19 protein-coding genes and 1 pseudogene are annotated in these 25,553 nt (G+C 37.8%); 14 read left to right on the top strand and 6 right to left on the bottom strand.

Going from position 1 to position 25,553, the window contains the following annotated elements; translation table 11 throughout:
* The first annotated feature begins 120 nt into the window (after positions 1 to 120).
* From ACFQ4A_RS18900 to ACFQ4A_RS18880, 5 genes are all read left to right on the top strand, one after another.
* Entirely contained in the window at positions 121 to 1,431 is a 1,311-nt protein-coding gene (locus ACFQ4A_RS18900; RefSeq protein ID WP_382402948.1) for an O-antigen ligase family protein, read from the top strand.
* Positions 1,432 to 1,444: 13 nt separating this feature from the next.
* Positions 1,445 to 2,533 (top strand): glycosyltransferase, encoded by a 1,089-nt coding sequence (locus tag ACFQ4A_RS18895; RefSeq protein ID WP_382402947.1) that lies wholly within the window; start codon positions 1,445 to 1,447, stop codon positions 2,531 to 2,533.
* 12 nt (positions 2,534 to 2,545) lie between these two features.
* Positions 2,546 to 3,016 carry a PssD/Cps14F family polysaccharide biosynthesis glycosyltransferase gene (pssD, locus tag ACFQ4A_RS18890; RefSeq protein WP_382402946.1) on the top strand — a complete coding sequence of 157 codons (471 nt, stop codon included), beginning with the start codon at positions 2,546 to 2,548 and terminating at the stop codon, positions 3,014 to 3,016.
* Entirely contained in the window at positions 3,013 to 3,492 is a 480-nt protein-coding gene (gene pssE / locus ACFQ4A_RS18885) for a PssE/Cps14G family polysaccharide biosynthesis glycosyltransferase (protein WP_382402945.1), read from the top strand. The genes pssD and pssE overlap by 4 nt, the downstream gene beginning before the upstream one ends.
* Before the next feature lie 110 nt (positions 3,493 to 3,602).
* The gene (locus ACFQ4A_RS18880; RefSeq protein ID WP_382402944.1) at positions 3,603 to 4,331 is read left to right on the top strand and encodes a hypothetical protein; all 729 of its coding nucleotides are present in this window, start codon (positions 3,603 to 3,605) and stop codon (positions 4,329 to 4,331) included.
* Between the two features lie 29 nt (positions 4,332 to 4,360).
* Here the strand turns inward: ACFQ4A_RS18880 and ACFQ4A_RS18875 are convergent, their stop codons facing one another.
* Together ACFQ4A_RS18875 and tagD are read right to left on the bottom strand one after the other, a co-directional pair.
* Complete coding sequence (locus ACFQ4A_RS18875) at positions 4,361 to 5,542, bottom strand: CDP-glycerol glycerophosphotransferase family protein (RefSeq protein WP_382402943.1); 1,182 nt, start codon at positions 5,540 to 5,542, stop codon at positions 4,361 to 4,363.
* The gene (tagD, locus tag ACFQ4A_RS18870) at positions 5,535 to 5,933 is read right to left on the bottom strand and encodes a glycerol-3-phosphate cytidylyltransferase (RefSeq protein WP_382402942.1); all 399 of its coding nucleotides are present in this window, start codon (positions 5,931 to 5,933) and stop codon (positions 5,535 to 5,537) included. Before tagD ends, ACFQ4A_RS18875 begins: the two co-directional genes overlap by 8 nt.
* Before the next feature lie 411 nt (positions 5,934 to 6,344).
* Here tagD and ACFQ4A_RS18865 point away from each other — a divergent pair, with 411 nt between their 5' ends.
* Together ACFQ4A_RS18865 and ACFQ4A_RS18860 are read left to right on the top strand one after the other, a co-directional pair.
* Positions 6,345 to 9,797 (top strand): GW dipeptide domain-containing protein, encoded by a 3,453-nt coding sequence (locus ACFQ4A_RS18865; protein ID WP_382402941.1) that lies wholly within the window; start codon positions 6,345 to 6,347, stop codon positions 9,795 to 9,797.
* 170 nt (positions 9,798 to 9,967) lie between these two features.
* Positions 9,968 to 13,174, top strand: coding sequence for a peptidoglycan recognition protein family protein (locus tag ACFQ4A_RS18860; protein ID WP_382402940.1), 3,207 nt, complete (start codon positions 9,968 to 9,970; stop codon positions 13,172 to 13,174).
* Positions 13,175 to 13,228: 54 nt separating this feature from the next.
* Here the strand turns inward: ACFQ4A_RS18860 and ACFQ4A_RS18855 are convergent, their stop codons facing one another.
* Positions 13,229 to 14,032: a phosphatidylinositol-specific phospholipase C/glycerophosphodiester phosphodiesterase family protein gene (locus ACFQ4A_RS18855; RefSeq protein ID WP_382402939.1), complete on the bottom strand. Its 804-nt coding sequence runs from the start codon at positions 14,030 to 14,032 to the stop codon at positions 13,229 to 13,231.
* Between the two features lie 109 nt (positions 14,033 to 14,141).
* On the opposite strand from ACFQ4A_RS18855, the gene ACFQ4A_RS18850 reads away from it, so the two are divergent.
* From ACFQ4A_RS18850 to ACFQ4A_RS18825, 6 genes are all read left to right on the top strand, one after another.
* Positions 14,142 to 14,705, top strand: a complete 564-nt coding sequence (locus ACFQ4A_RS18850; protein ID WP_382402938.1) for a hypothetical protein — start codon at positions 14,142 to 14,144, stop codon at positions 14,703 to 14,705.
* A 4-nt stretch (positions 14,706 to 14,709) separates the two neighbouring features.
* Entirely contained in the window at positions 14,710 to 14,871 is a 162-nt protein-coding gene (locus tag ACFQ4A_RS18845) for a hypothetical protein (protein WP_382402959.1), read from the top strand.
* Positions 14,862 to 15,113: a CDP-glycerol glycerophosphotransferase family protein gene (locus ACFQ4A_RS18840; RefSeq protein WP_382402937.1), complete on the top strand. Its 252-nt coding sequence runs from the start codon at positions 14,862 to 14,864 to the stop codon at positions 15,111 to 15,113. The genes ACFQ4A_RS18845 and ACFQ4A_RS18840 overlap by 10 nt, the downstream gene beginning before the upstream one ends.
* 338 nt (positions 15,114 to 15,451) lie before the next feature.
* Entirely contained in the window at positions 15,452 to 15,934 is a 483-nt protein-coding gene (locus tag ACFQ4A_RS18835; RefSeq protein ID WP_382402936.1) for a transposase family protein, read from the top strand.
* A gap of 506 nt (positions 15,935 to 16,440) precedes the next feature.
* Complete coding sequence (locus tag ACFQ4A_RS18830) at positions 16,441 to 20,325, top strand: CDP-glycerol glycerophosphotransferase family protein (protein WP_382402935.1); 3,885 nt, start codon at positions 16,441 to 16,443, stop codon at positions 20,323 to 20,325.
* Between the two features lie 224 nt (positions 20,326 to 20,549).
* The gene (locus tag ACFQ4A_RS18825; protein ID WP_382402960.1) at positions 20,550 to 20,903 is read left to right on the top strand and encodes a hypothetical protein; all 354 of its coding nucleotides are present in this window, start codon (positions 20,550 to 20,552) and stop codon (positions 20,901 to 20,903) included.
* A gap of 95 nt (positions 20,904 to 20,998) precedes the next feature.
* Here the strand turns inward: ACFQ4A_RS18825 and ACFQ4A_RS18820 are convergent.
* The 3 genes and pseudogenes from ACFQ4A_RS18820 to ACFQ4A_RS18810 all read right to left on the bottom strand — a co-directional run.
* A pseudogene (locus ACFQ4A_RS18820) lies at positions 20,999 to 22,039 on the bottom strand (IS4 family transposase); the annotation flags it as partial.
* Between the two features lie 146 nt (positions 22,040 to 22,185).
* Positions 22,186 to 22,464, bottom strand: coding sequence for a glycerophosphodiester phosphodiesterase family protein (locus ACFQ4A_RS18815; protein WP_382402958.1), 279 nt, complete (start codon positions 22,462 to 22,464; stop codon positions 22,186 to 22,188).
* Between the two features lie 5 nt (positions 22,465 to 22,469).
* Positions 22,470 to 22,757, bottom strand: coding sequence for a hypothetical protein (locus tag ACFQ4A_RS18810; RefSeq protein WP_382402934.1), 288 nt, complete (start codon positions 22,755 to 22,757; stop codon positions 22,470 to 22,472).
* Between the two features lie 674 nt (positions 22,758 to 23,431).
* On the opposite strand from ACFQ4A_RS18810, the gene ACFQ4A_RS18805 reads away from it, so the two are divergent.
* Entirely contained in the window at positions 23,432 to 25,543 is a 2,112-nt protein-coding gene (locus ACFQ4A_RS18805; RefSeq protein WP_382402933.1) for a CDP-glycerol glycerophosphotransferase family protein, read from the top strand.
* The last annotated feature ends 10 nt before the right edge of the window (positions 25,544 to 25,553 follow it).

Here is a 25,553-nt window from a genome sequence, read left to right as displayed (position 1 = left end):
AATGAAGACGAATGAGGCGGTAGTTTATCAAACAATTTTTGAGGTTTAAATCATTCACCAATGTCAAATACTAGAAGGGAGGTTATCTACCTGTGTACACAGTCGGAAAGGGGTCGGCACATGACCTTGACAAGACAACATCATCTAACGGTAGTGGTGGAGAAAATGTTCATCTATTTTATACTGCTACAGCCGGCCCTGGATGTATTGGCATATGTGAATGTTCCGTTTTCAACACCTTTGCGGGGGCTGGCGATGGCTGCCGGGATTGTTTACATATGTCTTTTACCCCAAACAAAGACGAAAAAGGCAGCGCTTTTTTATGTAACTGCGCTGGGTCTGTTTATGTTGGTCCATGTCATCACGAATGCGATGGTAAAAGAACCATTTAATCTGTCACTTGAACTGACCTATATGATCAAAACCATCTTTTTTATTGTTTTACTGATTGTTTATGTATTGGGAATTCCGTCAATTACCAAACAGACGAACTGGCAGCAGGTAATTCAGCTAATGGTGCTGGTTAACATGACGTTTATAGCAGCTGTTATGCTGCTGGCCAATCTGACAGGAACTGGTCACCGGAGTTATGGTGCTTTGGCCAAGGAAGGGCACTCCGGCTGGTTTTTTTCCGGAAACGAGCTGAGCGCCATTTTGGGTATGGGATTCGGCATTGTCATTTTATACTGGCTACAGAAAAAATCGCGTCGTGTCAAAATACTGCTGCTTCCTGTCATAGGGCTTATCATTTGGGCGATGCTGACGATCGGTACGAAGGTGAGTTTTGGATCCGTCCTTGTAGTTCTGGGTACTGCTCTGGTGCTGTTTTTGATGAAAGCTGTCACCGATAAATATCATTGGTTTCATGTCATCATGCTGTCAGCCATTTTGGCCGGAACGCTTCTGATCACCCCAACCACGCCAATCGGCCATAACTTGAACCTGTCATTTAGCACAGGCATGACAGAACAGCCGGAAGAAGTGAATCCGGTAGAAGAGGGTGAGACAACACGTGCATTATTGAGCGGCCGAAAGGATTTTTTGTATGCTGCAGCATCACAATACAGGGAAGCATCGGTCTTGCAGCAATTATTCGGGCTGGGGTTTGGCGGGAATTATGAAGAATCCCCCAAGTTAATTGAGATGGACTTTTTGGACTGGTATTTTAATTTCGGTCTTGTCGGGTTTACGCTATTCATGCTACCACTCGCGTTGATTGGTTGGCGAATTTTCAAGACCTTGATGCGTCGACCGCGATTCATCTTCAATGAATCCACCGTGCTGGCAGGTGTTTCTGTCTGTTTAGGACTCGGCAGTGCGTTCGTCGCGGGTCATATCCTGTCATCGCCAGCAGCAAGTATTTATTTGGCGCTGCTGATTGGGTATCTATACACGCTGTCTGCACAGCCATTGATAAAAAACGGTGTATAAGGGGGTGGGGAAAATGGAAAAAATACTGGTGATTAGTACGATGTATCCCAGCAAGCTTCACCCCAGCTTTGGTGTTTTTGTCAAAAACCAGGTTGAGGCTTTAAAGGCACGGGGAATACTTGTTGATGTCGCGGCCATTCACAATCCGCACATGAGCAAACCGGCTGTCATTTGGAAATATACGGTATGGATGATGCATGTGCTTTTCCTATTGCTTACGAAAGGCAAGCAATATGATATTGTTCACGCGCACTATGTTTACCCGAGCGGCCGGCTCGCGCTTTTGTTCAAGATACTGTTCCGGACCCGGGTGGTTGTTACGGCTCATGGCGGTGATTTGGATAAGATGGCCAAAAAAGGACGATTCTTTTTTAACCGTACGAAACAGGTGCTGCACCAAGCCGATCATATTATTGCGGTCGGGGAAAAGCTAAAACAGGACATGATCGATACATATCAGGTGAGTGCCGAACGGATAACCGTCCTGAACATGGGCGTTAACCGTCATGTTTTCAAGCCTATGGGACAAGCTACAGCCAGAAAAGCTTTGAACATTCCGGAAACAGCGACGATTATCCTGTTTGTCGGTAATATGATCAAGGCAAAAGGGGTGGCGGAACTGCTGGAAGCCTACAGCGGGTTGAAAGCAAATCATTCGGCCCTGGAACTTCACTTGATTGGTGCACCGAAAGAACCGGCTTTTGTCCAGCGGATGCTAGAAAAAATCACGCATGAACAAATCCAAGACGTTCATCTACATCCGCCGATAGGACAAACACATATCGCCCAATGGCTTGCCGCAGCGGATGTGTTTGTCCTGCCGTCCTATATGGAAGGATTTGGCCTTGTGGCACTTGAGGCGATGTCCTGTCACACGCCGGTTGTCGCCAGTGATGTCGGTGGGTTGAGCTATTTACTTAGTTATGGGGCAGGTCGATTGATTAAACCGAAAGATACAGCATCGTTAAGGACGGGAATGGCACACGTTCTGGGGGATAAACACTTACGTCATGAACTGATAGCAAATGGGGAGGAAAAAGCACAGCAATACGACCAGGAAAGGCTGATTGGTCAACTGATTGAACGATACCAGCAAGGATAGGAGCGACGACAGTTGAATCAGAAAAAATTACTTCTCATTTCATCAGTAGGTGGCCATTTGACACAACTTTTACAGCTTGAACCGCTTTTCAAACATTATCACTACCACATCGTCACTGAAAAATGTACCATCACGAAGGCGCTGAAGGATAAATACCCGATGTCCACACTCGTTTATGGTGCTAGAAATTATTTATTCCGTTACATATTCAAGTTTTCTTTTAATATGATCAAAGCCCTATGCATCTTTCTGCGCCGAAGACCCGATGTCATCATCACAACAGGTGCTCACACAGCCGTCCCGATGTGCTACATCGCCAAGCTTTTCCGCCGCAAGATCATCTTTATTGAAAGCTTTGCCAAAACCGACAGTCCAACCTTATCAGGAAAACTGGTTTATCCCATAGCCGATTTATTCATCATTCAGTGGAAATCGATGAAAAAAGTGTATCCAAAAGCTGTTTACGGGGGGTCCATCTATTGATATTCGTTGTGTTAGGTACCCATGAGCTGCCATTCACCAGACTGATCGGTGAAGTAGAACGCCTGAAAAAGGAAGGCAGTATACAAGAGGATGTGCTTGTCCAGCATGGGCATACTCCTTACAGAAGTGACCATCTGACCTTAAAACCATTTGTCAGCTATCAGGAAATGGATTTATTGTATGAACAGGCGCGCCTCATCATTACCCATGCAGGGACTGGCTCGATTATCAAGGGCCTGAAAAAAAGCAAACCCGTTATCGCCTGTCCGCGTCTTGCCAAATATGGCGAACATAATGACGATCATCAGCTGCAGATTGTGTCAGCTTTGAAAAAACAAGAGCACATTTTAAGCTGGGAAGAGGACATGCTGTTGGAAGATGTCATCCAGCAAGCTGACATCTTCCAGCCTAGGCCGTTTCAATCCGGCAGAGAACAGATCTACCAGTTGATTGAGAATTTTATTCGGGGAGTATAGGGCTTGGGAGCGGATGTCGATTGATTGGACCCACCGAAATCGATGGTACTAATTTACTTTCTAGGTATTTTTTTATATGATAAGTATAAACGGTGCCTAGGAGGTATAATATGGACAGGCCCAGGGTAAAGGCATTAATTGTTGCTGGCAATATCTTTGGTGTTATAGCGATTATAACGATTATCATATTACATAATAACACGGCAACATCAGTCGAGGAAACGGAATCAAGAACTGACCGCCCACATAACAATAAAGTGACCTACCTACATGAAAAATCCGAAATGGATGTGCGGTTTGAAAAAGACGATGAAGATGAAAATGAAGAAACACAGGAGTCAGATGAAGAAGATATGGAGGAACAGTCTGAGGACCCTGAAGAAGATGTGGTAGCAGAAAGCACTGAAGAAAGTGATGAAACCGAACAAACTGCATATGCTGATTATGAATCAGAACAGAAGAAATCATCAAGCAGTCAATCAGACACTGAGACATCTTCATCATCAGGCACGACTGGTGGGACGCCCGGGAAATCAACTGATACAGATACGAATCAAACAACCGAGAGTGATTCTCAATCTAGTTCAAATTCAGGCGATACAGAAGAGAAGAAGGAAGTAAACGAGGAGCCGGAAGAACCAACTTTTTTACAAGAAGTTAGAAGTCGATTACCCTCTGGCTATTCTGCAGGCGGAAGTAATGAATCAGTGTCTATTATACGAGAAAAGGATGGAAAATCGATTGCAACAATTAACGGTGGTAATATAACTTTTAATACAAAAAGTCAAGATGATTGGGCTGTTGGCGATAGATTGACGCCAATTTTACATAAACAATAAACAAACCCCAGAGATATCCGCCTCTGGGGTTACGTTTGCTTGACAACGTCATATTGCTTGTCTTCATCATAAATAGCTTTAATCAACCTGTCACAGGAAATACCTTGTGAATACTGATTCCATTCGTCCGCAAAAGCCTTTGTTCGCTCCAAATCAAAATCGTCATTTCGGATGACATCGACCAAGTCACTCGTATTGTCAACAATGGGACCGGGCACAAGGTCTTCATACGTCTCCCAAAAACCCCGATCGTCCGTATATTTTTCTAGATCATACGCGAAAAACACCATCGGCTTATGCAAAAGGGAAAATTCAAATGGTATCGATGAATAATCCGTGATTAAAATATCTGTTATCAGTAATAGATGATTAATCGAATGATTACCGGAAACATTAATCACAAAGCCGGGATATTTATTTTGGAATTCACTATTGATAGCAGGGTGCAGACGCAGAAGAAGTACGTACTCATGTTTAAACGCATGATACATTTTGTCAATATCCAGCTCCACATCCCGAGAATCCAAGGCATCATCCCGGTAAGTCGGAGCATATAACATGACCTTTTTATCATGAATGATCGGATACTCGGTCATCAAAGCATTTTTAGCTTCCTGTTTAGCTTGCTCATCGAAAAAGAAATCCGTCCGAGGAATACCTGTTCGCAGAATATTGTCATCAGTAAGGTTGAAGCTTTGCTTAAAAATGGACGCCATTTTATCAGATCCGACAATCACAGAATCAAACCGGTCATACACTTTCTGGAAACGTTGATTCGCACTTGTTGAACGATTTTTAATCGACGGGTCCTCCAGGCCGAACTTCTTAATCGCCCCAGCGGCATGCCACAATTGGATGCATTGGACATTGGGTTTGAAATCCGTGGCAGCCAAAAAGCCATAATAGTTATCGACGATTATATTGTGAGCGGTGGCCAAATGATAGATTGACCACAACCAATTAATTACATGACTAATCTCAAAATCCAGGACGATTCTACCTGATGCATTAAAGTCTTTGGTGCAATGGGAGGTTTTGAGAATAACAACCTGATCATCTGTCTGCTTTTCGAGTTCTTTTACGGTACACAAAATATTTTCCCCAAATGAAGCAACAAAGGTTGTTTTCTTCTTTTGGGGAAATCGTTTAAAGATGGTAAAGATGACTCGAAAAAAAGACAGGTAAAGGTTAACCGCCAGTTCTCTAGCCATTGTTCGTCTTATTCAAATCTGATTTGATTTTAGTGGTTGAAATTCCGACTGTTCGAGGCAAATAGACGACATCACAGTATTCTTTCAGAAAGTCGAATTGTCCCTTCCAGTCATCTCCCATTACAAAAACATCAATACCATGCTTCTGCACATCTTCTACTTTTTGTTCCCACTTGTGTTCAGGTATGACTTCATCAACATAACGAATCGCTTCAAGTATGGCTTTACGCTGTTCGAAACTGTAATAGGCTTCCTTGTTCTTTAATGCGTTGAATTGGTCAGAAGAAATAGCTACAATCAGGTAATCGCCATATTCCCTTGCACGACGCAATATATTGATATGTCCAACATGTAACAGGTCAAATGTTCCATACGTGATTACTTTTTTCATTTCAGTAAACCTCCAGTTATTCCGATTAATTATATTTTATAGCACTTTATTTATGTCAGCTTTACTTACAATTTACATTTTCCTTAACACACTAAGTGTTATTATACTATGAAAGTCAAATAATATAAACAAGAATTTTATGTAAACATTATTACAAATCGCCAAGAATCTGTTAATAATGTCATGATTTGCAATGAAATTGTCAAATTAAGGTTCTCATCCGACTTCTTTCTTAGTATAATGGTGACGAGATAGATTATTAACAAGTGTACATAATGCATCAGATTAAGTTTTTGGACTTAAATATTAATCTATCTAAGAAGCTATACAGAAATCGGGGTGATAATAGATATAAAGGACATTTGGCTGGTTCGGAAGAAGTTTATATGGAAAAAACATGGAGGGATATAGATGAGAAAGTTATCCATAGTGTTGATTGCTTTTCTGATTTTTACCACAGCTCTTCCTTATAATGTTTTTGCTGACAACAGTGTAAAAGGTGATTCGGATTCAAATGAGCCAAGTGTTGATCAGGAAATTGATGAGGATGAATCTTCAGCAGATGGGGAATCGTCCGGTAAAGATGCTGAAGTCGAAGAACCTGATGGGGATTCCAGTGGAGACGGCAAAAATTCGGATGATGAAGCGTCAGAAGATGAAGCCACTAAAGAAGATAAACCTAAAAAGGATGAACCTCAGGAGGGTGTAACCGAGAACGATGATCCCGAAGACGATACGGCAGCCGAAAATGAAACGGACCCACAGGCGGAATCGGAAGACTCGTCAGATCAGGGAACAAATAGTGATAACGGACAACAAAAAAGTGGTGACCAGAATAGAAATGAGCAAGGTGAAAAAGACGACGAAAAACAAGAGACTGAGGATGAGCAGCAGGAACCTGGCATAACGCCATTTCAAGCTCCGGATGGTAGTGGTGACGAAGATCGGGAACCCGGATTAGAAGATGATGACGATGCCATTGAAGAAAGCAAGACAAGCAAGCTTGGACATCTCAAATCGGATGCAACGATTTATGAGGAAATTGGTGATGAGGAGCCAATTTCATCCGATGAGTATTTGAACAAAGTCTTTTTCATTAAAAAGCAGGCCAAAACAAATGATAATCTATATTACTTAATCAGCACACAACCAAGTAGTAAAGACGGTGTGATCGGCTGGGTTAAATCAAGTGACATAGAGGCACTCTCCCATTCAGGTGTAGGTAATAAAGCAAAAACTTTTTACTTTAAAGATAAAGAGAACATCAACATTTATGAACATGCCTGGGGAGGGTCCGGGGATCTCGTCGTTGGGGATGCCAATCTTCAAAATCAGCGCTTTGATGTTAATCTAACCGAAAAGGTTGGAGAGAGCAATACCTGGTACAGAGGAGAACTGGATGGCAGAGACGGTGATGTCTGGGTTCATGAAAGCCATTTGACTAAAAAACAAGAAAGCTCAACAAGCAGATTAGGTCAAATAAATGAATCGAATGTCAATATTTATAAGACATTAGGCGTCCCAAGTTCTGTAGTTGAAGCAGGATCAGCCCATACCAGCAAAGTTTATTTTATTAAAAGCCAGGCTGAAATTAGCGATAACCTATATTACCTAATCAGCACCGAACCAAGCAGTGAAGAAGGTGTAATTGGCTGGGTAAATAAAGAAGATGTTAAGACGCACGCCCACGCAGGTGTTGATCGTTATTCCAAACTTTTAAATTTCAAGTACAAAGATAATATCAATATCTATGAACATGCCTGGGGAGGATCAAAAGACCTTGTTGTAGGGGATGCTGATCTTCAAGGGGAAGAGTTTAATGTTCACCTCACTGAAAAAGTTGGAAATAACATTTGGTACAGAGGATCATTTGAAGGAAACGAACAAGATGATGTCTGGGTCCATGAAAGCCATTTAACGGCAATGGAAAAAGAAAGCACAAGTAAACTTGGTCAGATGCATGATTCGAATGTCAATATATATGAAGAACTTGGAAATCCCGACTCTTCAATGGAAGCAGGTTCTGACCATATTGATCAAGTCTATTTCATCAAGCTCCAAGCAGAAATGGATGACGATTTATATTATTTGATCAGTGATGAACCAAGTGCAACATCCGGCACAATAGGTTGGGTACATGCAGATGATATCAAAACGTATTCCCATTCCGGTGTAGACAAAAAATCTAAGACCTTTTATTTTAAGGATAAAGATAATATTAATATTTATGACCGGGCTTGGGGAGCGGATAAGAACCGCGTTATAGAAGATGGCCAATTTCAAGGTCAGCAATTAAAAGTTAACTTGACTGAAAAAATTGGGAAAAGTAATACCTGGTATAGAGGAGAACTGGATGGCAGAGACGGTAATGTTTGGGTCCATGAAAGCCATTTGACTCAAAAGCAAGAAAGCTCAACAAGTAGATTAGGTCAAATAAATGAATCGAATGTCAATATTTATAAGACATTAGGCGTTCCAAGCTCCGTTGTGGAAGCTGGTTCAGACCATATTGATAAAGTTTATTTTATTAAGAAACAAGCAAAAATTAACGATAATCTGTTTTACCTGATCAGCACCGAGCCTAGCAGTGAAGAAGGTGTAGTCGGGTGGGTTAATTCAGAAGACTTAACAACCCATTCCCATAAAGGTGTAGATAACAATACAAAAGCATTCTATTTTAAGGATAAGGATAGTATTAATATCTATGAGCATGCATGGGGAGGAACCAAAGATCTTATTAATGAAAATGCCGAGATTCAAGGTGAACTATTTACGGTGAATCTCACCGAAAAAGTTGGCCCCCATACTTGGTATAGGGGAGAATATGAAGGCAGTGAAAAAGAAGACGTTTGGGTTCATGAAAGCCATCTCGCAGAAAGAGTAGAAACTGACACACATTATGATATCACCTTAGATAATATGGTTGACCTTCAAATGGAAGCATCACCTCAAACTGATAATCAGTATAAACTCTGGATCAGAGAAGATGCATTTGAGTCCATCGAAAATGGTGAAGGAACAATAGAAGACGGTGATGTCTGGAATCTCAGGCGAGGCCCCGGGTTAAACCATGAAGTTGGTAATCAAGTTGAAGGCGGAACCCACGAGATACTCGATACAAGTTCAAAAGATAATGAAGGCTATGTATGGTATCACATTGATAATACTTCTGGGTTTGTAACTCCAACTGAAGATGATTTACGATACTATTTGGACCCTTCTAACTTTATAGATGATTCCAGAGGTTCCTTACAATTTTTGAAACTGTCAGAAGTTGATAATATGAATGACTCTGATATCTCAACCATTAACGAGAATGTCTTGAAAGGTCAAGGTGTATTAGATGATAAGGCAGACAAATTTTTGGAAGCTGGGGTTAATCACGGGATAAATTCAGCTTACTTGATTTCACACGCATTATTGGAGACAGGTAATGGCGAATCCGAACTTGCCACTGGTATTGACGTGGGCTTAGATGAAAATGGAAACCCACAACGCGTGACCTCTGAAAATAAGGATGATCTGACAGATATTAAAACGACCCATAATATTTATGGTATTGGGGCAGTAGATGGCTGCGCTAAAAAATGTGGATCTGAACGTGCTTATGAAGAAGAATGGTTTTCTGTTGACAATGCTATAGTCGGCGGCGCTGAGTTTGCAAGTGACGGATACATCCAAAGTGGGCAGGATACATTATATGAAATGCGCTGGAACCCTGCATTTGCCGCAATCAATGGCGATGCCACCCATCAGTATGCAACAGATATTGGATGGGCATATAAACAAACCTATAACATGAACAGAATATATAACCTGATTGAAGGATATAATCTATTGTTTGATGTACCACAGTATAAGTAAAGCAGAAGCTGGATGTTAAATAAAGTACCTTGATTCCCTAAAAAATAGGGGGGACAAGGTACTTTTTATAGGAATTGTAATCTATAATATTTTTTCTCAACTTTAGTATAATTGAAGCCGATATAATTAAAGAATCCGATTAATAAGGTAATATTTTTCAGGGGGTTAACATGAGAAAAACAGTCATACTTGTTGTGTCACTTTTATTTATTGCATTATTTCTCCCCGTAATTATTTTTGCTGAGGAACATTCTAATGATACAGACGGCACGGAAATTGAAAAAGGAACAGAAGTCTATGGTGAAGATATTAGTGAACTAAGCGAAGAGGAGCTTCAGTACATACCAAAGGGCTGGCGGGACGGTGAATTTGAAAGCCGTCATGAAACTGAGGAAGACCTGGATAAAGAAGCTCAAGAGAATTTTGGGAAGCAGACGTTCTCAATTATGTCCGTCTACCCAGATGTGAACGATTATATCGATAACATGGATCCAGTGAATGTTGCCTATGAACATAACAGTGATTTCACTGAATTTAATTATCGAAACGGTCATGGTGCTGTAGAAGGTGTTGTAGCCCATGAAACGGCTAATAGTCATTCCACTATCAGAAATGAAATAGATTACATGAGCCGTAACCATCACAATGCATTTGTTCATGCATTTGTCGATCATAATAATATAATCGAAATCCACCCGACTGATTTAGGTGCTTGGGGAGCAGGACGACATGCCAATGAACGTTTTGTGCATGTGGAGCTGGTAAGAGTCAATACCTTTGATCAATTTGCAAAGTCTATTAATAATTATTCCGATTATATTGCTTCAATTTTGTACAAGTATAACCTAGGGGTTACAAGTGCTGATAATAATGGGAAAGGAACATTATGGTCCCATCGTGCAGTAAGTGAGCACCTTGGAGGAACCACCCATGTTGATCCACACGGATATTTTGCGAAATGGGACTACAATTGGAATGATTATGTGGATTTGGTTACACAAAAATATAATAAGTTAGTACAAAGTAAAAAAGCTAACACTAGCAAGTTAGGCAGGCTAAAATCAAGCGGTGCTTACCTCTATGATGACCCAACCGATCCGAACAATCGAAGCAAATCCGGAAATGAAAATATGAAAAAAGTATTTTTTATAAAGGCAGAAGCCAAAGTTAATGGTAACCAATACTATTTGATAAGTGATGAACCAAGCAGTAAAAGAGGTACAGTCGGCTGGGTGCGTGGCAAAGATCTAAAAACCCACGTCCACAAAGCAGTGAATAATAAAGAGAAGACACTATATTTTAAAGGCGAAGGAGCTGCCTATAAAAAAGCTTGGGACAGAAGTGAGAATAAAGTCTATGATGACAGTGATTTTGCAGATTTTAAATACGAGCCGTTTAACATCCATAAGACCGAGACAGTAGGCAACAATACCTGGTACAGGGGATATCACAATGGTGAGATACTATGGGTGCATGAAAGCCATCTGACAACAAGAGAGGAAAGTAAAACGAGTAGACTAGGCCAGATAGAAGATGAAGAAGCAACCATTTATCCTGATATGGATCAACCGGCATTAACTAAAAAGGCAGGTGCAGAATACACGGATTCAGTATATTTCATAAAAAAACAAATGGAAGTCAGCGAGGAAAAGCTTTATTTGATCAGTGACGATCCCAGCAGTAAGAATGGAACAATTGGCTGGGTTAATGCAAATGTCATGAAGACCCATTCACATGCAGGAGTAGACAAGAAGCAAAAAACATTTTACTTCAAGGAAAAAGATAATATTAACATTTATGATCGTATATGGGGCGGTACAGGAAATCTAATGACAGGAGATGCACAGCTTCAAGGTCAGAAACTTAGTGTTAATTTGACTGAGAAAGTAGGCAAAAATAATATCTGGTACAGAGGTAAAATAAATGGTGAAAATGTGTGGATCCACGAAAGTCATTTGAATAAAAGTGAAGAAAGCAGTACCAGTAGACTGGGGCAGATCAAAAACCCGGATATAAATATATATAAGGAATTAGGAAACCCGGATGCTGTAGAAAATGCAGGCAATTCGAGAGTTGACATGGTGTACTTCATTAAAAAGCAAACTAAAATAGGCAATAAATTATATTATTTGATTAGTGAACAGCCGAGTGTTAAGAACGGCACAGTGGGTTGGGTCAGTTCAGATGATATTGAGACTCATACCCATAAAGGGGTGGATAAGAGGAAAAAGACACTCTACTTTAAGGATAAAGATAATATCAATGTTTATGACCATGCCTGGGGCGGTGCCAAGGATCGCAGGATTGAAAGTGCACTGCTCCAAGGCCAGAAATTCAGTGTTAATTTGACTGAGAAAGTGGGTGAAAATAACATCTGGTACAGAGGCGAAATAAATGGTAAAAGTGCGTGGGTGCACGAAAGTCACCTCAACAAAAGTGAAGAAAGCAGCACCAGTAGACTTGGGCAGATCAAAAATCCGGAGGTAAATATATATAAGGAAATGGGCAATCCGGATGCTGTAGAGAATGCCGGTAATTCGAGAGTAGGCAAAGTGTACTTTATTAAGAAGCAAACTAAAATAGGCAGTAAATTGTATTATCTGATTAGTGAAGAACCGAGTGCTAAGAATGGCGCAGTGGGTTGGATCAGTTCGGATGATATTAAGACTCATACCCATGCAGGGGTGGATAAAAAACAAAAGACATTCTATATTAAAGACAAAGATAATATTAAAGCTTATGACCATGCCTGGGGTGGTGCCAAGGATCAAATGATTGAAGACGTACAGCTCCAAGGGCAGGAGTTCAACGTTCACTTAACTGAAAAAGTAGGTGGAACTATTTGGTACAGGGGAGAACTAAACGATGAAAATGTGTGGGTACATGAAAGTGACCTATTCCAAATCGAAAAAAGCAGTACAAGCAGACTAGGCCAAATATATAACGCGGAAGTAAGTGTCTATCAGGATTTGACTAACTTTCGTTCTGCAGAGAAAGCAGGATCTGAACGCACCAATAAGGTCTATTTCATTAAAGAACAGGCTGAGGTAGGTGAGAAATTATTTTATCAGGTAAGTGAGGAGCCAAGTTCCGGAACGGTTGGCTGGATCAACTCATCCGATATTAAAACATATTCCCACGCAGGAGTAGATAAAAAGAAAAAGACATTCAACTTTAAGCAAAAGGAACACATCAATATTTATGACCGGGTTTGGGGTGGCATAAAGAACCTCAAGAATGAAGATGCACAGCTTCAAGGTCAGAAATTCAAAGTTAATTTAACAGAAAAAGTAGGTAACAACAATATGTGGTATCGAGGGAATTTAAATGACGGAGAAGAAGTCTGGGTACACGAAAGTCATTTAGAATCCCAGTGACAGATTAACAAAAAAGCCGTACCATTTAATATATGGTACGGCAATCTTTTTGCTTCAGCTGTGGAATTCCTCCGGAGTGACAAAGTCTGTGAAGAAACCATTCACTCCTTGTTCGAAATACTTTTTCATTGTATTCTTTTTGTTTAGAGTATACATGTAGATTTTAATGTTATGTTTAGATAACTTATCAATCATGGACTTATTTGTTCTGTTCTTGGATAAACTTACAGCATTTATATCATTAGACATACAAAATTCTACGAGAGATTCTGGAGTATAATCTTCTCGTCCAACAACGTATAACAAATCATGAAATCCATATTGACGAATAATCTCCACATCTTCTTTGTAAAACATTTGCGGTATTATTCTGTTAGTAATGCTTTGATCGAGATCTTTAACAGCATCGTTAACTTTTTCATAGAGTTTTTTAGTATCCTCCGGTGATTTCACTTTACCATCAAGGATGACGTATATGTCTGGATACTCCTTTAATAAATCCAATATCATTTTAAAATTCATTGGTGTATATTTATTGTAATATGGGTCATTCATAAACTCATTAAATTCTGGCACCTTTGATGGTCTGAAAAAAGATTGACCAAAGGGTTTATCCCATCCGTGTCGGGCTACCAACCGTTTATCACTTGTCAGCGATAAGTCTATTTCAAATAATTTATAGCCGTTTTCGTAACTATTTAGGAAAGCCTCTTTACTATTTGTATACTTGTTACCTTCAATTCCTCCAGCTGCATGGGCAATAAGATGATGTTTTGTCCAAGAATATTCCTTTCGCAAAATATTTATTGATAAAGAAAGAATGAGGATTACTATGAATACTATAATTTTTCTCATCATGTTATGCCTCCAATGAAAATAATGATAAAATAATTATCACAAATTATCTTATCATTGTATAGACAAAAACAAGAATTAGTACACTAGAAAATTCGAGGGAGTCTATCTTATGCCAACACACAACAATTTAACAACGGATAATATACCAGATATATTAAAAAATACGTTAGATATCCGACAATGTAATCAATCTATATATATTGAAGGTACTCTTGGTGACCAGCGTGTTAAGGTAAAACGATTGATGTTTTTGGCTAGGTTCTCAGAGAAGAAATATCAGGTAGACAATGAAAAGTTTACTAACCAATTCTCATTTCAAATTAATTTGAAAGACCACCCGGAGATTTGCGAAAGTACAGAAGAGGTTTTTAACTTATACATTGTTGTGACTACTGACAAGAAAACTGCAATGCAACTTAATTCGTTGAAATCCAAGCTAAAAAATAATCATGATGGTGATACAGATGACTATATATTGAGGTTGGGAAAATTTCATAATACAAAAACCACTGGCCTTCAACCATTCAAGGTAAATAATAATTATTATCTGTTGTATAAAACAATAAAAGGGAACATTTCTTTATTAGTGAATCGTGAAATTAAACCAAAGCCCTTTATTGAAATTAACAATTTTAAAAATAACACTATAAATTTAAAATTAGTTTTAATTTAAAAAACTGTTTAAAAATGACTTTATCCAGCTAGGCGTTTTTGATTGTTATTTTGAAATTAAATTTCATGATTTCTCAAAGATGGTAAAAATAAGAATTGGTAATCCAAAGTATATATATAAAGAATTATTACGACGAAAAACTAATTTTAAAATAATTTGGGTCTGAAGCAGGAATATGATTTAAAATACAAAGATATAAAACGTATTAGTAGAGGAAGCCCAAGCTATTTTTACTACTTAGCTAGGGCAAAGGTTTGGGTGAACAATCAAAATTTCCCCACCTATTTGAATAAGAGATCTGAAACCATCTACATTCAAACGTGGCATGGAACCCCTTTGATGTGTTTGGCAAGTAAAAAAATACTGCCATTTTATCTAATTTTTACTTGCCAAACACATTTGAGCTGATGGACACGAATCACATCAGGCGGATGAATCCGCTACACAAAATGAAATCCAATACTACCCAAAAGGGGCGGAGAAGAATGGATCGGTACAGCCAATATTCCTCTTCCCCGAAACATGTTTATGTCTACTCGTTTCATTCGGACTGCTCCGAACTTCTAGGACAAAAAGAAGAAAGGAGTGAGAAAAGATGACTCAAAAATCCTCCATGACAAAAGCCCGTTGAAAGCAAAAATCAAAAAAAAGACTTACGTCAAAAGCGTCAAGCTCAAGGTCAACCACAGCCCCCAAAGGCGACACTGCCTATTCGCAAGTGTACTTGGCAAACCAAGGAAGAAGAGATGGCTGCCCGCCAGGAGACAGCCGAAGCTACTTTACGAGCTTCTCGTCCATTGCTTCCAAAGTTGTTAAAGAAGCTCTCTCACATTGATGATCCACGTAATCCCAAGAGATGTAAACATCAATTACAGGTGGTGTTGCTTTTTGATATTCTTTCTTTTGTTTTCCAGTATGCCTCCCGTCGCGAAGCAGGGAGGAAAATAAGTCGACCAGTTTTCTTTGAATATTTGCAGGCTTATTTCCCGGAATTGGAGACCCTGCCGCATCAAGATACGTTAAAACGCGTTTTGAAAACTATCGATATCGAAGACATCGAAGATGCCCATATCCACTTATTACAACATCTGATTCGAAAAAAGAAATTCCAAAATTACCTTGTCGATAAACGCTATTTGGTGACGATGGTGTTCTTCTGGTTTAGTATAGCTTATAACGTAGCTGTTGATTTTTTTAAAAAGACAATCGCAGCTTCGCGAGATTTTTAAATTAATTTATGCGTCAGCTCTGGCTCTGATTAAAAAGTATTGTGTTTTTTGTATATTTCCTGATATACTAAACTAGCTTACAACTATTACATATTTTAAAAAAGATGTACCCATTTATAATAGACTGGGTAAACGGCTGTGAAAGTAAAACTTTAAGGTTGCTATACTGATAATTCACCTAAAAGTGGACAAAAATGGTACAAACATAAATGCCATCACCATTATTTTTTTAGGGAGATTACAAAATAATTACGATGAAAAATAAATAAGAAAAAAACACACAAATTATTCCAAGTCCACTTGGCAGTTGATAGTTTAATCGAATTTTTAAAGTGTCTTGTTGTGTTGATCTGAATGTATATTCTTAGAGCTGACGCTGATATCAAAGAATGTTTTTCTTATTTTAAACTAGAGGATGTTGAATTGGCTGTAAATTCACTGCTAGATAACAAAAATAAGGCAACACAGCGAAACAAGGAACCGAGAAAGAGGTATTAAATCTAAAAATGGAAAGTAAACCGCAAAACAAGAAATTAATGAAAATAAAAGATAATGTTAGTTTCAAGTTTATTAAAAAGAGGATTTTAATTGGATTTGGACGTCTATATAAGAGTAAGGAGCAATATTCAGTTGCAGCAATATTCTACAAAAAGTCATTTGGAACAAATAATCGTGTTTTAACCTCTTCACAATACTACGAGTATGGATATGTATTATACAAGGCAAATAAGTTTAAACAAGCACTTGAGCAAATTAAAAATGCTATCGCTACGAGCGCAAACGAAGATGATAACAGGAAGTTCATGGATTTTTGTGCAAGAATTTATTACCAGTATGCTCAAAAATTGTTTAAAGAAAAAAAGTTCAAAGAAGCACTTGAGCAAATTAAAAATGCCATTGTTACGAGCACAAATGAAGATGATAACAGGAAGTTCATGGATTTTCGTGCAAGAATTTATTACCAGTATGCTCAAAAATTGTTCAAGGAAAAAAAGTTCAAACAGGCACTTGAGCAAATTAAAAATGCCATCGCTACTAGCACAAACGAAGACGGTAACGGGGAGTTCACGGATTTTCATGCAAAAATTTATTACAAGTATGCACGAAAACTGTTCGAGGAAAAAAAATTCATACAAGCACTTGAGCAGATTGACTGCGTAATAGGTACAACTAACAAAAATAATAAAGCTAAATATCTTACTTTGCGCGGAGAAATTAATATGCAGTTGAAACAGTTTGTCGAATCTGAAGACAACCTTCGACAATCCATAGAACTCAACGGGGAAAGAGCAGCTACACACTACATACTAGGTGTTGCCTTAGTGCTTCAGAAGAAGTGGTATCAAGCCAAAGAAAGCTTATTGATGGCGAAAGAACTTGGTTTCTCTACAGCTAAATTTTACAATCGATTAGGGCAAGCAAATTTTGAATTAGAGCATTTTGCTGATGCGGCCGAGGCATACCAACAGGCAGCCAATATGTGGAACAGCAAAATTGAATCTCCAATCACAATCTCAGAAATCTATTATATGGCTGGGCTATCGTGTGAACGAATGGGTGATATAGGAGCAAGTCAAGAGTTTTACAATAAGGCGTTAGCGTGTGATGAAAAGTTTAATAGTAAACTATTAGGGATTGGCGTTTTTCATCAGTCATACAATCAATACGACTTGGCTATAAAAGCATACACTGGAATAGAAGAGGCAGAACCATTATTTAGGTTAGCCATGCTATACGAAAAACTTGGTGATAAAGAAAAAGCAATATCTTCATATAAAAGGGTTTTAAGCTTGGATCAGATAAAGTCGAAATATCATTTTAGGCTAGCTGTGTGTTATGAAACCACCGGAAACTACAAAGAAGCAGTAGTTTACTACAAACAGGCGATTGCTCGGAATAGCAACTACAATCATCAGTGGTACTTAAAATTACTGAAAGCATTGCATAAAAGCGGTGACACGAAAGAATACGAACAAGTCTTGGACGAAGCCAATTTAGTGGCGGATTATGTGAACGATGTTTACCGCAACGGTAACAATAAGATGCCGAGACGAATTCGTTACAATATTTTTTATGAAAAATTGCAGGTGGTTGAAAAAACAGTACTGTTTGAAAGTATGGCGGGTACCAGGGTATCCGGTAACCCACTAGCTATTTTTAGGTATATGTTAAATGATGACAGGTTCGAAGATTATACATTTATATGGACCGTCAATAACTATGATGTTGTGCCAGATAAATATAAAAGTCTGACAAATGTCATATTTATCACTCGTTACACAGACATGTATTACAGGTATCTAGCTACAGCTAGCATTTTAATTAACGACACAACATTCCCTTATTTCTTTATTTTGAAAGATAGTCAACGATATCTGAACACTTGGCATGGAACTCCGTGGAAAACTTTAGGTTATGATGTTAAAGTTTCAAAAATGGATTATGTAAATGGTACACGTAATTTCTTACAGGCGACGCATTTGCTCGTACCTAATCTGTATACCTATGAACACCAGCTCAAACCGCATCAAGTCGCATCGATTTATCCAGGTGAATTAGCTATTACCGGTTACCCAAGAATCGATTTAACTTTTAAAACTATGAAGGAAATAAATTTAATAAAAGATAAACTTGGTGTCGATAATAGCAAGAAAGTAATTCTGTATGCACCTACTTGGCGTGGTGGGCTTTCAGAGAAATCGTTCGATGTTCAGAAGTTGATGAATGACCTAGAAAGACTCAGTTATCTTGATGCAAATATCATTTTTCGAGGACATCCTGTTGCTGAAGGCTTGCTACAGGATATAAATATACCTAATATTATAGGAGTTCCAAACAAATTTGACATCAATGAAATTTTAGGAATTACTGATGTACTCATAACCGATTATTCCAGCGTATTCTTTGACTTTCTTGTAACCGGAAAGCCAATTGTTCACTATGTATATGACTATGAAAAGTATACAGAGGAGAGAGGTTTATATTTTGGTCTGGAAGAGTTGCCTGGAGAAGTTGTACAATCAAGCGATCAAATGATTGCTTCTGTACGAAACCTTTTATTAACATCCTTTCAACCAACCAATAAATATCTCGAAGCAAAAGCAAAATATGTTTACAAGGACGATGGCAATGTGTCTAAGCGAGTAATTGATTGGTTTTTATTTGATAAAATTACTGTCGATACCATAGATAAGGATACCACCAAGAAAAAAATACTGTTCTACGCGGGAAGCTTTCAGCCAAATGGCATTACTTCAGCATTTATCAGTCTAGTAAACGGTATAGACAAGAAGCGATACGACATAACGGTTACACTGTCGGATTCAATTATTAATTATCCAGAACGGTTAAAACAATTAGATAAAATAAAAGACGATGTTAATATTATACCTAAAAATGGACCTATGACCATTAGCGATGCAGGTGTTTTTACCAGAAACTTGAAAAATTACAGGATTGCTAATGATGAGATTATCCATAATTATAAGGAGGAATACCAGAAGGAGTATATTCGCCTGTTTGGTAATATAAAATTTGACTATATTGTTAACTTTAGTGGCTACTCTTTATTTTATAGTCATTTACTGGCCAACAATCCTAATCAGGCTAGAAAGAACGTGATATACGCGCATAGTGATATGTATGGTGAATATACGAACAAGTATCCAGAGATACGTAGAATATTCGAGCAGTATAAGCAATACAATAAGATCATTTCTGTTTCTAAGTCTATTTCAGAAGTGAACAAGCAAAATTTAAGCAAAGCCTTCAGTATACCGAAATCGAAATTTGACTATATTGAAAACGTACAAAATCCAACTACGGTCATAGAAAAGTCCACATTACCTCTTGATGATAAGGCGGACGAAGAGTTATTTTCGAAAGACTCAACAGTATTTATAACAATCGGACGCCTTTCAGGTGAAAAGGATCAGGAAAAATTAATTCGTGCCTTTGCAGGGGTTCAACAAACTACCCAAAGATCACAACTACTTATACTTGGAAATGGTCCACTTAAGTACAAGCTGCTGTCGGTCATTAATGAACTAAAACTGCAAAAGTCAGTTCACTTGATCGGTCATAAAGCTAATCCGTATCCATATCTTAAGCGCTCCGACTGTTTTGTCTTCCCATCTAACTACGAAGGCCAAGGCTTAGTTCTTTATGAAGCCTTGACGCTGGATAAGACTATCATTGCAACTGATATTGTAACAAGCAGAGGAGTACTAGAGGGTGGCTACGGTAAAATATGTGAAAACAGCATCGAGGGACTAAAAAAGGCTATGAATGACTATTTGGCTGGTAAAATAACTGCTAAGAAGTTTGATATCAAGGCCTATAGTGATCGTGCATTAGAGATGTTCTACAACAAGGTCCTAAATGAGAATTAAGAGATATTGTAAAGGTAAACTGTCTTTCTAAAAATGAGGTGAAAATACTTTCATGGAAATAAAGACACTAGTTTTGGCCAGGCAATATCGGTTATGCACGGGTTGCCGAAAGTACGGTTCGAAACTATGTTAAGAGCTTGCGTGAGCATTATCATTTACCAAAAGTCCTTAAAGTCCGTTAGTATGAGCCCATACCAGATCCTCCGATGGGAGAGCAGGCACAAGTGGAATTCGAGGAAACCAACCAACAGACAACGAAAGGAGGGGATATCAAGCTTTATTTTATCAGTTTTGTACTGTCTCACTCGCGATTTAAAGCGGTCATGTGGCTGGACCGGCCTTTTACAACAAGAGATGTATTATGGGCGCATGAAAAAGCTTTTGAAGTGATGGGAGGGATGCCAGGGGAAATCGTTTATGACCAGGATCAACTCATCTTTGTAAAAGAAAGTGCCGGAGACTTTATCTTTACAGCAGCGTTTCGGTCTTACCTGGAAGAAAAGGGATCCCATGTATATATGTGCAAGGGGGCTGAATCGGAATTAAAAGGTCGCATTGAAATGTCGTCGGGTTTGTGAAGAAAAGCTTTAAAGATAGGGGAAGGTAACATCCGGTATAGATGAAAATTAAACGGTAAAAAGGACAAGTACCTTGCAAATCTATTCGGCTTTGAAAACTCCTTTTGGAGCTTTAAAAAAGATTTTGTTGTTTTTAAAAAACTTTAATATCCCAACGCATACCGTAAATACGGATAATTTTTTGGTCACTCAGTGGTACGGTCGGTACTCAGAATCGTGGGCCAATCGCTTTTCTTGTTGCGGTTGCATACGAAAATGACTTTGAAGGCTAGGCCAATGGCTTGTGTTGTATGGATAGAGCGCAAAATGCCTTTCTTTCCATCGGTTGGTTCAGCCAGACGTAACGATACAATCCATCTAAGGAGACTCGTTTTCCGTCGACAAGATTACGTTGTTTTAGCTTTTTGACCATGCCAATCACTCAAGACCTTGTTCTGTTATCTCCTTATGAGAGGCTGCTGTGTGAACCATGAGTCCATTAGAACATAGGATGCATCGACACCAGCATTAGCCAGACGGCCAACCATGCCGGGAATCTGTTCCGGTGCCGTTTGCAGTGCTTCTTTTCGGCGCTTGTAACCTGAACTGCGTTTATTAATATTTTCAGAGATACCGTTAATTCGACTCTTTTTTGAACTCAATAATGAAAAATCGACAGGGATGAATGTTGCACCGTCTCCCATCCCAATGTCAACATTAAAGCGCATTTTTGGGGACACATGATCAAAACAACGGGCCAAAATTCCACATGCTTGCTTCGGCTCCGATCATAAGATGAATCATCCAAAATGAACACCTTCGGCCGGTCATGACGTGTTAGTTTTGACACTTTGCTAATCGCGGAAGCAGCCAAGGAAAGCAGAAAACGGCGTCAATTGAACGTTCGTTGATTGATTCAGAAACCTATATACGGTATCTTTGGCTGGTATGTTGACTGCCTTTTTGCTATCACGCATCCGGTACTAGTTTTTGTTTTCCAAGATTAAACTAAAAATTAACTGGAAAATATAACCACAAGAAAATCCAAAGAACTTCGTAATATCTACGTTGCGCAAGTGTTTGAGTACTCTGAGTTCTCTAAATGTTGATTTAATTTCATTTGGCAGTTGATTTTTTACGTTGTTTTTCGCTATTATTGTAGTAGACACGTCTTCTACTTTGGTAGTTTTTTCTTCAAATTAATTATACCAAAAGTGGAGGTGTTTTTTTGTGTATGATCTGGCCGTCAGTAACTATATCTCAGATACCATTGGCATCGGCCAACACGGGTTTATTATATTTTTTACTTTCTACCAATTTTTTCTGGAATGATAAAGTCAGTAAAGAAACCATTAACATCTTGGTCAATGAACTTTCTCATTTCATCTATATTATTTAAAGTATATATGTAAGCTTTAATATCATATTCAGTTAATGTGTCAATCAGGACTTTATTGGTTCTACTCCTTGATAGACTTACAGCTCTAATGTTATTTGTATTACAAAACTCTGCCAATGAACGTGGTGTATAACTTTCTCGCCCTACTACATAAAGAAGATCTTGGAATCCATACTGGCGAATGGTTTTTATGTCGTCTTTATTATAAGTCTCTTCATGACATTTTTATTTAACTTTTTAGTAGCATTTCCAATTTCTTTATAAAGCTTTCTAGTGTCTTCTGGTGAGTTAACTTTACCATCCAGGATGACATAAATGTCAGTATATTTTTTCATGAGATTGATAATCATGTTAAAATCAATAGGCGTATATTTTTTATAGTAAGGTAGGTGCATGAATTCATTGTAAGACATTGCTTTTTCTGAATTAGTGCTTTTTTGCCCGTATGATTCCTCCCAGCCATGACGTGCAACCAATTTTCAGTCACTTGTTAATGACAAGTCAAACTCAAACAGTTTGTACCCCTCTTTGTAACTTCTCAAAAACCTTCTTTACTATTTGTATAGGATAGGCTGTCTATTCCACCAGCTGCATGAGCTATTAGATGGTATCTCGTCCATAATGTTTTTTAAGAGATTTATAGCCAGTAAGGGCTAGTATGAGTACTAGTATGAAGAATATAGATTTTTTTCATTCAGACACTCCTAGGTAGTTTAGTGATAAGATTATTATTGCAGATTAATTGTAAATTGTTAAGATAAATGGTAGAAACTAAAACAGATATTTGAGGGGGAGCAACATTTTTATGATTCACTTAAAAAAATATAACGACCATTCTGAGACTATAAAACAATCATTGAACCTGAATTATTCATAGTTCAATCATAAGTATTCTTCTATTTTGATAGTGTTTTCCTAAATCCATTATACCAAAAGTGGGGTTTTTTTTCATGTACGATCTGGCTGTCAATGGAAATACTTAAGTTGCCATAGGCATTGGCTAGCAAAGGTTTTATTAAAACTTTCTAGGTGCGAAAGTTGAGAATGTGAGTAATAAAACTGTCATCTTTGAATAATTGAATTTATATTATAACAAAGATATAATAATCACTATACCTTTTATACAACTAAGAGGGGGTTTTTACTCACCATGGAAGGAAGAGAAATGAAAAATAAAAGGATTTTAAATGTCTCATTGAGAGACAATTATTATGCAATTGAAGTAAGCTTAAGTAATCAGTATATAAACGAAGTAGAAGATATTTATTTTACATTATCTCACAGATATGGAGATGAAGAAATTAATTTAACGGTTTCTTCAATAAACTATATAGAGTCATTCACAGTATTTTCATTGGAATTTTCTTTTGATATGTATCAGGATTTATTCCTGGTTTGCGATATATGGGATCTAAATGTCTTTCTTAGGAAGGAAAAAGAAATAAAAAAAGCCAGAATTAAAAGTAATCGTGACTATTTGCGGTTTTATGCAATCGTCTTGCCAGAGTCAGAAAAGATATTTTATCCCTATACGACTCGGAAAGGTAATGTATCGTTTCGTTTGAATGAGTATCATTTATTTGGGATGTTAGAAGAAGTTTATTTTAAAGGAGAAAAACTATATTTTTCAGGGTTTTTTAATTATCCTCCGCTATTACAAACAGATGAATACAGACTACTCGACGTAAAAATGATTGTTACTAATAACTTGAACGAAAGTGAAATTGAATTTCCATTAAAAGAAGTGAAAAGACCAGATTTAGACGAAAAGTATATCGGTAATGAAAATATGGATAACACTGGTTTTCATGGTTTTTTTGATGTTCTAAACCATGTTAATTTCGACCAGAATGAATATTTTAAATTTTATTTGGAACTGTCTTTAGAACATAATGGCATAAAAAAAGTGATTCGAAGTGTACGTTTGCGTTACAGTCGTCTTACAAATTCTGTGCAAAGTAAAGTGATTAGGTATCATCCTTACAAATTGAAAATAAAGTATAAACCCACAAAAAAATCGAAGTATTTATCATTAAAAGTTTCCGATTATAAATTTAAGAGAGAAGTAATAAATAACATAAGAACAAAATGGGTTAAAATCCGAAGGAGTAGGTTCTTACTGAAACTGTATAAAATAGCATTTGCAGTTTTGGGTAAAATCCCAGTAAGAAAGAATTTAATTATGTTTGAGAGCTTTTTAGGGAAACAATATAGTGACAGTCCACGTGCGATTTATGAGTATTTGCTGGAATACTACCCAAATTACAAAATGTATTGGAGTGCTGACCGCAGACATTTATCAATTTTTGAAAATAAAGACGTGAAATACATACGGCGTTTTTCAATAAAGTGGCTCTTTTTAATGGCCAGATCGGAATATTGGGTCAGTAACAGCCGGTTACCTTTATGGATACCGAAGCCATCTCATACCTCATATCTGCAAACATGGCATGGGACTCCATTAAAGCGTTTAGCGGCTGATATGGATGAAGTCCATATGCCCGGAACAAACGCACAAAAGTACAAACAAAATTTCCTGAATGCAGTAAATAAATGGGATTATTTGGTATCGCCAAATGCTTACTCAACTGAAATTTTCAGAAGGGCATTTCAGTTTAATGGGACCATGATTGAATCAGGTTATCCTCGCAATGACTTTTTATTAAATGACAATAATGAAGCAACGATCAGTGATTTGAAAGAGGCGAATAATCTCCCGAGAGATAAAAAAGTAATTCTGTATGCTCCAACATGGCGGGATAATCAATTTTATGAAAAGGGTAAATATAAGTTTAATTTGAGGATGGACATAGCTTTGATGAAAGAGGAATTAGGTGATGAGTACATTATTTTACTAAGATTACATTACCTTGTCGCAGAGAATATTGATTTATCAACTTATGAGGGGTTTGCATATGACTTTTCGAAACATGAAGATATCAGGGAATTGTATATGGTTGCGGATCTGCTAATAACTGATTATTCTTCTGTGTTTTTTGACTATGCAAATCTCAAACGCCCAATGCTTTTTTATGTTTATGATATAGAGGATTATCGTGATAATTTACGCGGGTTTTATTTCGATTTGGAAAGTAAGGCTCCAGGTCCATTGGTTAAAACAACAGAACAAATCATTAATGAAGTTAAAAAAATCGAGCAAAATGGTTTTGAACCATCACAAACTACTGAAGAATTTTATAAAAAGTTTTGTTATCTGGAGGATGGAAATGCCTCTAAAAGAGTCGTGGACAAAGTATTTTAAGGAGAATGAA

The organism is Lentibacillus salinarum (genome assembly GCF_042679865.1).
GTDB lineage: Bacteria > Bacillota > Bacilli > Bacillales > Amphibacillaceae > Lentibacillus > Lentibacillus salinarum.
The sequence above is the reverse complement of the archived record's forward strand: the minus strand, read 5'-3'. Positions and strand labels throughout refer to the sequence as shown.

Coding starts and splice junctions, on each gene's coding strand:
- ACFQ4A_RS18855 (WP_382402939.1), bottom strand. CDS start 14,032: ATGATGAGAAAAATTATAGTATTCATAGTAATCCTCATTCTTTCTTTA.
- ACFQ4A_RS18830 (WP_382402935.1), top strand. CDS start 16,441: ATGGAAAGTAAACCGCAAAACAAGAAATTAATGAAAATAAAAGATAAT.
- ACFQ4A_RS18805 (WP_382402933.1), top strand. CDS start 23,432: ATGGAAGGAAGAGAAATGAAAAATAAAAGGATTTTAAATGTCTCATTG.
- ACFQ4A_RS18900 (WP_382402948.1), top strand. CDS start 121: ATGACCTTGACAAGACAACATCATCTAACGGTAGTGGTGGAGAAAATG.
- ACFQ4A_RS18860 (WP_382402940.1), top strand. CDS start 9,968: ATGAGAAAAACAGTCATACTTGTTGTGTCACTTTTATTTATTGCATTA.
- ACFQ4A_RS18895 (WP_382402947.1), top strand. CDS start 1,445: ATGGAAAAAATACTGGTGATTAGTACGATGTATCCCAGCAAGCTTCAC.
- ACFQ4A_RS18850 (WP_382402938.1), top strand. CDS start 14,142: ATGCCAACACACAACAATTTAACAACGGATAATATACCAGATATATTA.
- ACFQ4A_RS18875 (WP_382402943.1), bottom strand. CDS start 5,542: ATGGCTAGAGAACTGGCGGTTAACCTTTACCTGTCTTTTTTTCGAGTC.
- ACFQ4A_RS18865 (WP_382402941.1), top strand. CDS start 6,345: ATGAGAAAGTTATCCATAGTGTTGATTGCTTTTCTGATTTTTACCACA.
- tagD (WP_382402942.1), bottom strand. CDS start 5,933: ATGAAAAAAGTAATCACGTATGGAACATTTGACCTGTTACATGTTGGA.
- ACFQ4A_RS18835 (WP_382402936.1), top strand. CDS start 15,452: ATGGCTGCCCGCCAGGAGACAGCCGAAGCTACTTTACGAGCTTCTCGT.
- ACFQ4A_RS18880 (WP_382402944.1), top strand. CDS start 3,603: ATGGACAGGCCCAGGGTAAAGGCATTAATTGTTGCTGGCAATATCTTT.